A 12,646-nucleotide genomic window follows, 5' to 3' on the forward strand; every position below is an offset into this window, starting at 1 on the left:
GGGCCCCCCGCTACGGAGCCGGCGCGGGGCTCGCCTCGACCGCCGCGAGGTAGTCGCGCACGGACTGCTTCATCCCGACCTCGAGCGCGTGTGCCACGAGGTGGTGACCGATCGACACCTCTTGAACCTGCGGCGCCTCGCGGACGAGCGGCGCGAGGTTCTCCACGGTGAGGTCGTGCCCCGCGTTGATCCCGACCCCGGCCGCCACGGCGGCCCTCACGGTCGCGACGATCTTGTCGAGCTCTGCGCGGTGTTCGCCGCGATCGAACGCCTGCGCGTAAGGACCCGTGTAGATCTCGATGCGATCGGCCCCGATCTCCGCGACCACGGGCACCACCGCCGGGTCGGCCTCGACGAAGAGGCTTGTCCGGATCCCCTCCTCCTTGAGCCGCTTCACCACGGGCTGGAGGACGAAGCGCCATTTCGCGACGTCCCAGCCGCGGTGCGAGGTGAGCTCGCCCGGCGTGACCGGGACCAGCGTGCACTGCGTCGGCCTGAGCTCGAGCGTGAGGTCCAGGAACTCCTCGCGGAGATCGCCCTCGAAGTTCGTCTCCACCGTGGTGATGTGGCGAGTCACCGCCCGCGCGTCGTCCGGCGTGATGTGCCGCCGGTCCGCCCTCGGATGGATGGTGATGCCGTGGGCTCCGTAGTCCACGATCTTCCGGGCGAAGGAGAGGACATTCGGGGCATCGTGTCCCCGCGAGTTCCGCAGGAGCGCGATCTTGTTCACGTTGACGCTGAGCTTCATGGGGCATCCTCTCGCCGGCTCGCGCACGGCGCTCGCGACGCCGCTATACACGATCGACGCCGCGAGGCGAACACGCCCCGCGCCGGCGCGCAGCCGGGAGCGCGCCCCGAGCGCGCAACTGGGGGAGCGCCGTCGGCGCTCCCGGGCCGGCCCTCCGGCCGCGGCAGCGCTCCCCGCGGCGGCGCGGCCGTTCGGCGCCTACACGCGCCGCGCGGCCCGTGAGCCCCGCACCGCGACGTCGGTCGCGAGGAGCGACACGACGAGGATGCCGACGGCGACGAGCGCGTTGTTCCACACCGTCGCCATCAGCAGCGCCGGTATCGTCCAGGCGCTGACGAAGAGCCACACCGCCAGGATCGCGGTGGCGTAACGCGCCCTGGGCGCCCAGAGCGCGATCAGGGCGAAGACGACGCACAGCGCGCCCACCACCCAGGTGTTGGTGAACTCGTCCCGGCCGTGGCGCCAGAGGAACGCGGAGATCAACAGCCAGATCCCGAGCGCGATGTTGATGCCACGCAAAGCCGCCATCCGATGCTCCATTGGCCTCCCTCCCTCGCGGATCGCCGTGCCGGCGCCTCCGCCGCGCGACGCCCTGGCTCCCTCGCTCTGCCCGCTCGCCGCGGCCTCGGGCCAGGCGTGCTGCCCCGAGCGACCTCGGCCCGCCGATCGCGGAGCCCGCTCACCCCACCTGCCGAGCGCCGGCGTCCCTGCGCCCGGTCCACACACCCGAGAGCCCAGCGAACGCCGTGCGAATCCAGTGCCATGCGCCTCGCCCCGGGAGCGGCCGCGCGGCCAGAGGCCGCGTTCATGAGGGCCGCCGCGCGGCGGTTCGGCTAGAAGCCCCGTCGCCATGGACTTCTTCGCGACCGCCGCCAAAGGAACCGAGCCCGCCCTCCGCGACGAGCTCCGCGAGCACCGGTTCCGCGGCGTCCGCGCGGATCGCGGCGGCGTTCACTTCTCCGGCCCGCCGGACGAGGGCTTCCGCGCGTGCATCGAGCTCCGCACCGCCGTGCGCGTGCTCGTCGAGCTCGCCTCGTTCGACGCGCCCAGCGGGGACGCGCTCTACGAGGGCGTCTCGCGCGTCGACTGGGCCCCTTACCTGAGCCCGGTCCACACGCTCGCCGTCCGCGCCTCCTGCCGCTCGAGCGCGCTGACCCACACCCAGTTCATCGCGCAGCGGACCAAGGACGCCATCGTCGACCAGATCCGGCGCCGCGTCGGCGCCCGCCCGTCGGTCGATCTCGACGACCCGGATCTCGCCCTCTTCCTCCACCTCGTCCGCGACCGCGCGACGCTCTACGCCGACCTCGGCGGCGCCTCTCTCCACCGCCGCGGCTACCGCACGCACATCGGCGGCGCGCCGCTCAAGGAGACGCTCGCCGCCGCGCTGCTCCGCCTCTCCGGCTGGGACCGCGCCCGCCCGCTCGTCGACCCGATGTGCGGCGCCGGCACCATCGCCCTCGAGGCCGCGCTCTGGGCGCGGGACATCGCCCCCGGCCTGCGCGCGCAGCGCTTCGGCTTCGAGCGGTGGGCGTGCCACGATCAGGCCGCCGCGCGGCGCACGACCGAGCTCCGCGACGCCGCCCGCGCGCGGATCCGGCCGGATGGCCCCGCGATCGTCGCCGCCGACATCGACCCCCGCGCCGCCGAGATCACCCGCGGCAACGCCCGGATGGCCGGCGTGCAGATCGAGGTCCGCTGTCAGTCCATCACCGCGCTCGCCCCGACCGCGCCGCCGGGCCACGTCCTGACCAACCCGCCGTACGGCGAGCGCCTGCCGGGGACGCTGGCCCTCTACCGCGACATGGCGGCGGCGCTGTCGCGGCTCGCGGGCCACCGCGTCGCCATCCTCGCCGGCACCGAGGACATCGAGCACGCGATGCGCCGGAGGCCGGAGCGGTCGCTCGTCGTGTTCAACGGCCCGATCGAGTGCCGGCTGCTGACGTACGACATCCCCTGAAGCGGCGCGCGGCGTCGGAGAGGGCGCGCCGCGCGAGAGGGCGCGTGCGAGACGTGCGAGACGTGCGAGACGTGCGAGACGTGCGAGACGTCAGGAGAACAGGCGCATCACAAGGAACATCGCCAGCGCCGTCAGGAGCATCCCGGCGACGAAGCCGATGATGAGCCCCCGCTTGCCGGCGAGCCAGCTCGGCTCCCGCGCCTGCGGAGGCGCCGCCGCAGCCGCGGGCGGCGCCTGGGGCACGACGACGTGATCGGGCATCGTCGCGCGGCGCTCCAGCACCGTGCGCTGCTCCGCGATGGTCGTGGCGAGCTCGAACGGCAGCGACGCCGCCGGAGCTGCCGCCGAGGCGCTGTCGGCCGCGGCCGGCGCTCTCCGCACGACCGCCGCGGAGTCCCCGACGGTCTCCGCGCTCGCCGCGCCGAACCCCATCGCCCCGAACCCCTGCGGGCTCGCCGCCTGGAGCTCGCCGGGCGTCACCGTGGGCATCTGGCTCTCGGCCGGGGGGTGGGACGAGACCAGCCGGAGCGTGTTGGCGACGCGCGGCGATCTCCGGTCCCACACCCCCGCCGCCCCCCCGTCGAGCGGGCTCTGCGGCGTCGCCGGGACCGGCACGGAATCGACGCGCACCAGGCCGACCTCGGCCCGCTTCTCGGGCGTGCCCAGCCCGAAGTCCTCGGCGGAGCGGAGCGTCGCCTTCACCTCGCGGCCAGGAGGCGTGATGTCGAGCTCGTCGCCCTCGTCATAGGCCGCCGTGTGGACTCGCACCTTCGCCGGACCGAGGAGCTCGTCGCGACGGACCATGGTGAGCGTGCTGTCGTCGTCCCCGCTCGCATCGCCGTCTGCGCCCGGCTCGTCCAGCCCGTTCCCCGAGAGCAGCGCCTCGCTGGGGCCATGGGACCAGGACGGAAGCTGCAGCGAGATCTCCGGCACCGACTCCCCGGCCCAGCGCTGCGGCTCGGCGCCCGCCCCCGGCGCGACCGCCTGTGGATCGAGCGTCTGCGGGAGCTCCGAGGGGGGCGGCGCGTGGTGAAGCACCACCGGCGGCGGACGCGCGGCCTCGGTACCGGCCCCCCCATCGGCCCCCCCGCCGGAGACGAGCGTCCGGGCCGACTCGATCGAGAGCTCCGCCCTCGGCGCCTGGCCGGAGATGGGCGCCGACGTCGAGCTCGGCAGCGACGTCAACGGCGGGAGCGACATCGGCCCTCGCTGCAGCGACGCGTCCCGCGAGAACAGCGAGCTCGGCTGCCGGCGCGAGATCGGCCCGAGCCCCACGGCCGTGTCGGGCAGCTCGGCCAGCAGGCAGTGCAGCGTGTACCCGAGCTCGCGCGCCGTCTGGTACCTGTCCGCCGGCTCCTTGGCGAGCGCCTTCACGATCAGCGCCTCGAGGCGCGGGTGGATCCCGGGCGCGCAGCTGCTCGGCGCCGGCACCGGCGCATGGATGTGGAGCGTCGCCGTGTGGAGCGGCGTCTCGCCCTCGAACGGCAGCCGCCCCGTGACGAGCTGGAACAGGAGGACCCCGCAGGTGTACAGATCGGCCCGCTGATCCACCGGCAGCAGCCCGCACTGCTCCGGAGCCATGTAGGCCGGCGTGCCGACGAACGTGCCCGCGCGCGTCACGACGGACAGCGGGTCGGCGAGGAGCTCGGGCTCCTCGCCAAACGAGCCGGTGTCGAGGATCTTGGCGATCCCGAAATCGAGCACCTTCACCCGCTCGCCGTGAGGGTGCATGGAATCGGGGACCACCATGACGTTCTCGGGCTTCAGATCGCGGTGCACGACGCCCATCTCGTGGGCGACCGCGAGCGCCTCGCACACCTCCGAGAGGATGCGGACCGCCCGCGCCTGGCCGATCGCGCCGTGGCGCTCGAGGAGGACGTAGAGGTCGTCCCCCGAGAGCAGCTCCATCACGATGTAGCTGAGGGCGCCCTCGACCCCGTACTCGAAGATCTTGACGGAGTTCGGGTGCTTCACCCGCGCCGCGGCCTTCGCCTCGCGCTGGAAGCGCCGGATGAACGCGCGGTCCCCGGTGAACTCCGGGTTCATGATCTTGATCGCCACCCGGCGGGGCTCGGCGTCGCGCTCGGCGATGAAGACGCTGGCCATGCCGCCCTCGCCGAGGAAGCGGGTGATCGTGAACCGCCCGGCCACCTTGCGGCCGAGGAGCGCCTCATGCCTCATGCGCCCGGCACCTGCCGGCGTCTGCCCCGCTCGCCCGCTTCCGGGCGGCCGCACCGCATGCCCGCCCCAGGGCGGCCGTGCCCCTCGCGCAAAAGAGCGCTGCGCCCATGGCTGTCCGCGCGCCCGCGCGACCCGCGCGTCCGATGCGAGGGAGAGTGCACGCGGCGACCATACCAAAGAACTCGACAGCCGACGACTTGTCGGCCCCCGGCGGCGCGCGGGCGCGCCGCGCGCCGTCGACCGTCCCGAGCACCGCTCCGGCCGCCGTCACCCCGGAGACGGGCGCCGGTCGCAAGCTCGTCCGGCAACAGTTAACTCTTTAACGCCACCCCCGATGCGCATGTGCGACAGGTGCTTAACTTATCGAAAGAGCTCGCGTTCGCGCGTCGACGAGCGTTGGCAACGTTCTTGCCTTGGGGGGACTACCTCGCGCTGCGCCCTGTGCGCCGTGAAGGGTCAGCTTGTGCGTCGATCTCGACAGGCAGCTTCCGGAGGATCGTTGATGAATCGAATTTTTAGGCGTGCGGTGCTCCTCGGCACCGTCGCGCTGACCGTCGTGGGGGCGGGCTGCGCCGAGGAGCGGCCGTCCATCAGAAGGGTGCAGAGCGATGCGCTCGCCAAGTCCTTCTTCGTTGGAAAGGACATCAAAGACATCGTCGATGACCCCGAGTTCTACATGCGGGGTACGATCGTCGACGTCGGGTACGGCGCCGCCCAAGATGGCCTCTTCACGTCGACCTACGCCCAGCCCGTCTCCCGGATCAAGTGGGAGGTCACCGAGCGCCAGCTCAACGCCCGGCTCGCCTACGAGCGCATCGACGGGACCGACGGCAAGGGCAACAACTACAAAGGGCTCACCAAGAAGACGACGAACGACGGCCAGATCGTCGCGAGCTACGCGATCGAGTCGCATTTCGACATCGTGCGCGACTACAACCCGTCGACCGGCGAGGAGTCGAACGTCATCGTCGAGAACACGAGCGACCGGCTCTGGTACGAGCGCGAGTACTTCCGCGTCGACTGGTCCCGCAACCTCGTCACCGACGCCTACGACTTCGACACGCTGTCGCAGATCGGCATCTACGGAGGTGTCGAGTACGAGCCGCTCGCCTATTACGTCAGCGATCCCGCCTCCGCCGACGCCCCGCGGTTCGACGTCGGGAGCGGCTACTTCGACGTCACGACGAAGGCGTTCGCCACGCCCGCCCTGCTCGACCTCTCGAGCCTCGGCTGGGGCATCGAGAAGTTCCCTGCCTGCATGCTCCCGGGCGACTTCGCCGGCGGCACCGACCCGTACGGCAACTGCAACCCGGTCGAGATCACGATCCGGCAGTCGTTCAAGAAGGTGGTCGACACCGACTACGAGCCGATCGACTTCGACGGCGTGAGGTTCCAGGCGTTCGGCATCTTCACCGCCGAGTCCCGCTACGGCTACGAGCGCAACTACGGCATCGTGGACAACCAGTGGCGGCGCTTCGCGTCCCGCTACAACCTCTGGAAGCGCAGCCACTTCTACGGCAACCCCGAGACGATGGAGGGCGCGATCGCCTGCGCGACCCGGGAGACGGCCCCGGGCGGCGACGTGAACGCCGATCCGAACCTCGACAAGGACAATGACGGCACCGCGGACGCGTGCGCGGCGGCCGGCGCGGGCTCGCAGTGCGACGTGTACAAGCAGAAGTGCACGCTGCCTTACGCGGAGCGCGAGGCCGTCGTCATCCCCTGGTACGTCGGCGGCGACACATCGGAGGACATCTTCGAGGCGACCCAGTGGGCCGCCGAGGAGTGGGATCTCGCGATGAAGACCGCGATCCAGACCTCGCGCCTCGTCGAGTGCCGGAAGACGGGCGGCCAGGACTGCGACGCGCAGTTCCCGATGTGGAAGGGCCAGCAGGACGACATCGACGAGGCCGTCGCGCTCTCGCGCGCGCTGAACGCGTGCCGCCGCGAGCAGGGCTGGGACGCGTCGATCTGCGACGACCAGGCCAAGCAGGCCGTGGAGCAGCTCTCTCAGCGGCGCGGCGGCGACCAGGCGACGCTCGCGATCGGAGGCGTCGTCACGCAGCCGTCCGTGATCGTGCTCTGCCACAACCCCGTCATCGAGGGCGATCACCCCGCCTGCGGCGACACGAGCGTTCCCCTCGAGGAGCGCGTCGCCCCGCGGCTCGGCGATCTCCGCTACAACAGCGTGCTCATCGTCGAGAAGCCGCAGAAGCCGTCGCCCTGGGGCATCATGGCCGACGCGGACGACCCGCTCACCGGCGAGAAGGTGGCCGCCAGCATCAACATCTGGAGCCACGTCACCGACTCCGCGGCGCAGCAGCTGGTCGACCTCGTCCGCTACATCAACGGCGAGATCCCGACCTCCGAGATCACGGACGGCAAGTACATCCGCGACTGGGCCCAGGCGAGCCGCATCTCCGGCGGCGGCCAGGGGCCCACGATGACGAAGCGCGAGGTCACGTCGCGGCTCGCGAGCGCCACGAAGCTCGACCCCGAGGCGTACGAGAGCCTCGTCGCGCAGGGCGTCTCTCCGCAGCTCAAGGCGCTCATCAAGCCGATGAAGGCGAAGGTCGCCGACATCGCGGTGCGGGGCGACATCGCCTCCCCGCAGCAGGCGATCGTGGGCGCCCGCATGAAGGCCGCCCGGGGCAGCCTCGCCGAGTCGGAACTGATGAACCCGGCGATGCTGAAGCGCGCGGGCATCCCCGCCGGCCTGCCCATCGAGGGCCCGCTCGCCGACGCGGCGTCGCCGTTCGCGATGAACAACCCGAAGCTGCACTCGCGGCTCCGGCACATGCACGACAACGCGCTCGCCGAGCGCGGCGCCTGCATCCTGCACGAGGCCCCCGAGGCCACGGCGATGACGGGCCTCGCGGAGGCGCTCCGCGAGAAGTTCCCCGTCGGCAACGAGGAGACGGCCGACGAGAAGCGGGGGCGCTACGAGAGGATGTTCAAGTACCTCCAGCGCCGCTACCACTACGCGGTCATCGCGCACGAGATGGGGCACTCCATCGGCCTCCGCCACAACTTCGTGAGCAGCTACGCCTCGCTCTTCTTCCGGCCCCAGTACTGGCAGCTCAGGACGAAGAACGGGAAGGTCAAGGCGGCGTGCACCGGTGAGGCGGGCGAGAGCCCGGAGGAGTGCGTCGGCCCTCGCTACTTCGACGCGATCACGGACGAAGAGCAGAAGAACATGATCTGGATGTTCCAGCACTCCACGGTCATGGACTACCCGGGCGACGTCTCGCAGGACCTGGTCGGCCTGGGCGTCTACGACTTCGCGGCCGCGCGCTTCTTCTACGGCGACACCGTGAGCGTCTACGACAACGGCGAGCGCAACTACCTCGCCGGCGGCAGGATCGGCGGCGGGCTCCTCGCCGCCGCGGACAACTTCGGCGGGCTGGCCGGCATCAAGTACGGCATGTTCGCGAAGGGCAACAGCACGAACGCGCCCAGCGTCAACGACTTCCACTACTCCCAGCTGCAAGCGCAGTACGAGGTCATCCGCGACTGCTACGACGTGCAGGCGACCCCGCCCGCGACGTGGAACGAGCGGCTCGACGGCAAGTGGCACACGCTCCTCGACGGCGGCATCGTCAAGGTCGGCGACGAGACGAAGCGCTGCCGCCAGCAGCCGGTCGACTACGTCGGCTGGAAGCAGCTGCGCATGCCGCAGGACAAAGAGACCGCGCTCGGCGCCTTCCGCGGCGGTCCGGCGGTCGACGCCCAGAACCGCGTCCGCGTGCCGTACGCGTTCGCGACGGACAACTGGGCCGACCTCGGCAACGTCTCGGTCTTCCGTCACGACAACGGCGCCGACCCGTACGAGCAGCTGATGTTCCTGATCACCACCCAGGAGAACAGGCACATCTTCGACAACTTCCGGCGCAACCTCACGACGTTCAACGTCCGCACCGCGGCGGATCGATCCTATGAACGCTACAACGAGAAGATGCTCGGCATCGCCGGCGGCATCGGGTTCTTCGGGACGATCTACCAGGATCTCGCGACGAACCAGGGCCTGTCGTTCGACACGCTGTGGCCGCTCCTCATCGAAGGCGGCCTCCAGGAGAACGTCGTGGCCGCGACGGTGGCGTTCGATCACTTCACGAGGCAGCTCGCCCGCCCGGAGGAAGGGCCGCACTACCTGCGCAACTGGGAGGCCGATCAGAGCAATCCGTGGTCCGAGTGGAACGTCCTGCGCTCGAACCTCGACGGCGACGACTACGGCGCTGGCGAGGACTTCCGCGGCTTCGGCGGCACGGTCAACACCCCGGTGCTGGTCCAGATCCCGAACGGCTCGACCGGCTACCTGAAGGACGTCGGGTTCGGCGGTCACCCGCTCGAGAACCGGAACTCGGAGGACAACGGCGACTTCAACAACGACTACACGTCCAACGCGGGCAGCTACTACGACAAGATCAACACGGCCATCCTGCTCTCCGAGTCGGAGGACCGGTTCGTCAGCAGCTCCCGCCGCGACTTCTACGACGCCCGCTTCCGCGCGGTCGGCATGGCCGACGTGCTGCCCGAGGGCTACCGCCGCGTGCTCGCCAACGCCCTCACCGGCGACCGCTCGCTCCTCGCGCCTCGCCTCGAGGCCGGCGCGGACGGCTTCCCGGTGCTCGACACGGAGAGCAAGGATCCCGACCCGCTGGCGAAGGAGTTCCCGGCGCGCCCGATGGGCTGGGTCAGCTGGTGGCCGAACGAGGGGCCGAAGGTCTGCTTCCCGACCGACGGGAAGAACCTTTGCACAAACTACACCGGCGGCGACTTCGACCCGGCCGTCGTGGACCGGACCATCGCGGTCGATCCGCAGATCGGCTGGGAGGTGCAGAAGTTCCTGATCGCGTGGACGCTCGCGAACATCCCCGCGAACGGCAAGACGAACTGGCTCGACATGATGCGCGTCTACCGGCTCGGCAGCGACGCGGACCCGGGCTTCGAGCAGCGCATCGAGTGGCAGGACCCGACGTCCGGGCAGATCTACTACGCCCGCACGTACGGCATGGAGTGCCTCTTCGGGGCCGGCAAGAACAGGGCGGCCTGCGAGGGCTCCGGCGGCAGGTGGGTGCAGAAGGGCATCGCGGCCCGCGTGATCGAGTACGCCAACGCCCTCACCGCGAAGGGCTACCAGCTCGACACGCAGAAGTACGTCGGCCAGTTGGAGCCCGAGCAGCTGCCACCGGACGGCAGCATCCCCAGCGTCCCCGGGGATCCCGCGTACGTCGCCGCGTACGGACCCGGCTTCAACAAGTACGGTCGCCCGATGATCACGTACCACCCGGACGGCGCCGCGATCATCATCCCGGATCCGGCGATCAAGGACGTGCCCGCGGTCGGCCCGCTCACGGAGGTGCCGGCGTGCGATCAGAACATCAACGAGAACTGCACCCAGCTCACCATCTACAAGAACCACTACGCGTACGAGCTGAAGGGCTACAAATCGGTGCCCGACTACCTGCTCAAGATGATGGTGCAGCTCGAGCTCGCCGACCCGGAGCAGCTGGGCCTGTACCTCGACAACGACGACGACTGATCCGCGCCTCCCCGCGCCGGGGGCCCTGCGCCGGGGCCCCGCCCTCCTCTCTCCCTCTCCTCCTCTCCCCCTCCCTGCGATCTGAACGCGCGCCGGCCCCGGCCCTGCCCGGCGGGCCGCGCCGGCCGTCCCGATCCCTCGGGCCGAGCCCGCCCTGCTGCCATTGGAGGTCGCGCGGGCGCCAGGGCGGCACTACGCTCGCCGTGGCGCTGCGCGCGCCGCGGCATGATCCCTTCCCCCGCCCTCCACGCCATCGCCCCGGCCCAGCGCTCGGACGCGCGGGCCTTCGCGGCCTACCTCATCGAGCACGTGGCCGAGTCCGGCCGGCGCGGCGTGCCCCACTTCGCCGTCGCGACGTCGCTCAGCCCCGACGAGGTCGAGCAGAGCGCGCGCGACCGCTGGGGCAAGGGGCTCGACGAGCCGCTCTGGGGGCGGGCCTGGCTGCTCCGGTCGAGCGAGCCGCGGGCGCGCATCATCGGGCACATCGAGCTCCGCGGCGGCCGCGTCTGGTCCGAGGGCCACCGCGCCGTCGTCGCGATGGGCATCCTCGGCCCCCACACCGGGCAGGGCCACGGCCGGCGCCTGCTCGAGACCGCGATCGCGTGGGCCCGCGCCGAGGCGGGCCTCGAGTACCTCGACCTCGGCGTCTTCGCCAACAACGAGCGCGCCAGGCGGCTCTACGCGGGGATGGGGTTCGTCCCGATCGGCACCCGGGAGGACGCGTTCCGGGTCGACGGCGCCATCCTGGATGACATCCAGATGACCCTCGCGCTCCGCTCTCCCGACCCGCGCGCGGTCGCCCCGTCGGAGCGCTGAGCCGCGGCGCGGGTGTCCCCGGGCCCGCCCGCGGCCCGGCCCGTGCCCTGCACGAGCGCTGGACGCGCGCTGGAGGGTACCCGCCGCGGCGCAGATGCGTCATGAGGACACCGCCGTCCAGGCGCCGGAGGCCCGGCCATCGCCGGCCCGGTCGCCAGCGGCCGTCACCGCAGTCCATCGCCACCGAAAGCCACCATGCTCCGCTCGCCGCTCCTGCCGATCTTCCTTACCGTCTTCGTCGACGTCCTCGGCCTCACGCTCGTCCTGCCTCTCCTCCCGTTCTACGCCCAGCACTTCGGCGCCAGCGAGCTCGTGGTCGGCGTGCTCGCGGCGAGCTACGCGGTCTGTCAGCTCGTCTCCGGGCCGATCCTCGGCCGGATCTCGGACCGGGTGGGCCGCAAACCGACGCTGCTCGCGAGCCAGACCGGCACGTTCCTCGGGTTCCTGGTGATCGGATCGGCGAGCTCGCTCTGGATGCTGTTCCTCGGGAGGATCATCGACGGGCTCACGGCCGGGAACCTGACGATCGCGCAGGCGTACATCAGCGACGTGACCCGGCCCGAGGAGCGCACCAAGGCGTTCGGCCTGATCGGCATCGCCTTCGGCTCCGGGTTCCTGCTCGGCCCGGCCATCACGGGGGAGCTCGCGAGCCGCTTCGGCTACGGCGCGCCGGCGTACGGCGCGGCGGCGCTTTCGCTCCTGTCGGTCCTCCTCACGGCCACGCTGCTCCCGGCGAAGCCGCCCTTGCCGGCGGCCCAGGGCGGGGCGACCTCCGCGGCCGCCCGGCCGGCGTCGCTCGGCCGCGGGGACGCCTTCCGCCGCTACTTCGACCGGCCGCTCCCGCGCCGCCGGCTGCTCGAGTTCTTCGCCTTCTCCCTCTCCTTCTCAACGCTCATCGGCGGCCTTGCGCTCTTCCTCGAGCGGCGCTTCGCGTTCGGCGTCAAGGAGACGGGCTACCTCTACGCCTTCTCCGGGCTCATCGGCGGCAGCATCCAGGGCGGCCTGATCGGCCGGCTGGCGAAGCGGTACGGCGAGGAGCGGCTCGCGCTGATCGGCTTCGCCACGATGGTGGTCGGCTACGGCCTGCTCGGCGTCGCGTACACCCTGCCCGTGCTGCTCGCGCTCGTGGGGCTCGCGGCGTTCGGCGCGGCGGTGGTGCGGCCGGCCGTCACCACGCTCCTCACGAAGAGCGTCGGCCGCGACGAGCAGGGCGCGGCGCTCGGCGTGAGCCAGTCGCTGGCGAGCATCTCGCAGATCATCGGCCCCATCGGCGCCGGCTGGCTGATCGAGCACCGGGCGCTCGCGGCGTACGGCCTGATGGCGGCCACCTTCGCCGCCCTCGGCGTCCTCCTCGGCCTGCAAAAAATCCCCGTCAGCGAGCCGATCGAGCTCTGACCGC

At 71.5% G+C, this 12,646-nt stretch carries 7 protein-coding genes; 4 read left to right on the top strand and 3 right to left on the bottom strand.

From position 1 onward, the window contains the following. Positions 1–10: 10 nt before the first annotated feature. Together WMF11_RS32975 and WMF11_RS32980 are read right to left on the bottom strand one after the other, a co-directional pair. Complete coding sequence (locus tag WMF11_RS32975; protein ID WP_437973563.1) at positions 11–748, bottom strand: pyridoxine 5'-phosphate synthase; 738 nt, start codon at positions 746–748, stop codon at positions 11–13. A gap of 198 nt (positions 749–946) precedes the next feature. Beyond that, positions 947–1,276: an SPW repeat domain-containing protein gene (locus WMF11_RS32980; RefSeq protein ID WP_437293756.1), complete on the bottom strand. Its 330-nt coding sequence runs from the start codon at positions 1,274–1,276 to the stop codon at positions 947–949. A 322-nt stretch (positions 1,277–1,598) separates the two neighbouring features. On the opposite strand from WMF11_RS32980, the gene WMF11_RS32985 reads away from it, so the two are divergent. Continuing rightward, positions 1,599–2,708 carry a THUMP domain-containing class I SAM-dependent RNA methyltransferase gene (locus WMF11_RS32985; protein WP_437903226.1) on the top strand — a complete coding sequence of 370 codons (1,110 nt, stop codon included), beginning with the start codon at positions 1,599–1,601 and terminating at the stop codon, positions 2,706–2,708. A 90-nt stretch (positions 2,709–2,798) separates the two neighbouring features. On the opposite strand, the gene WMF11_RS32990 is transcribed toward WMF11_RS32985, so the two are convergent. Beyond that, positions 2,799–4,889, bottom strand: a complete 2,091-nt coding sequence (locus tag WMF11_RS32990; protein WP_437973564.1) for a serine/threonine-protein kinase — start codon at positions 4,887–4,889, stop codon at positions 2,799–2,801. A gap of 502 nt (positions 4,890–5,391) precedes the next feature. Here WMF11_RS32990 and WMF11_RS32995 point away from each other — a divergent pair. From WMF11_RS32995 to WMF11_RS33005, 3 genes are all read left to right on the top strand, one after another. Then, entirely contained in the window at positions 5,392–10,431 is a 5,040-nt protein-coding gene (locus WMF11_RS32995; protein ID WP_437973565.1) for a zinc-dependent metalloprotease, read from the top strand. Positions 10,432–10,656: 225 nt separating this feature from the next. After that, positions 10,657–11,247 carry an N-acetyltransferase family protein gene (locus tag WMF11_RS33000; protein ID WP_437903230.1) on the top strand — a complete coding sequence of 197 codons (591 nt, stop codon included), beginning with the start codon at positions 10,657–10,659 and terminating at the stop codon, positions 11,245–11,247. Positions 11,248–11,442: 195 nt separating this feature from the next. Further along, the gene (locus WMF11_RS33005; protein ID WP_437973566.1) at positions 11,443–12,642 is read left to right on the top strand and encodes an MFS transporter; all 1,200 of its coding nucleotides are present in this window, start codon (positions 11,443–11,445) and stop codon (positions 12,640–12,642) included. Positions 12,643–12,646 lie beyond the last annotated feature (4 nt).

The sequence above is a fragment of the Sorangium sp. So ce295 genome (genome assembly GCF_051527405.1).
GTDB lineage: Bacteria > Myxococcota_A > Polyangia > Polyangiales > Polyangiaceae > Sorangium > Sorangium cellulosum_B.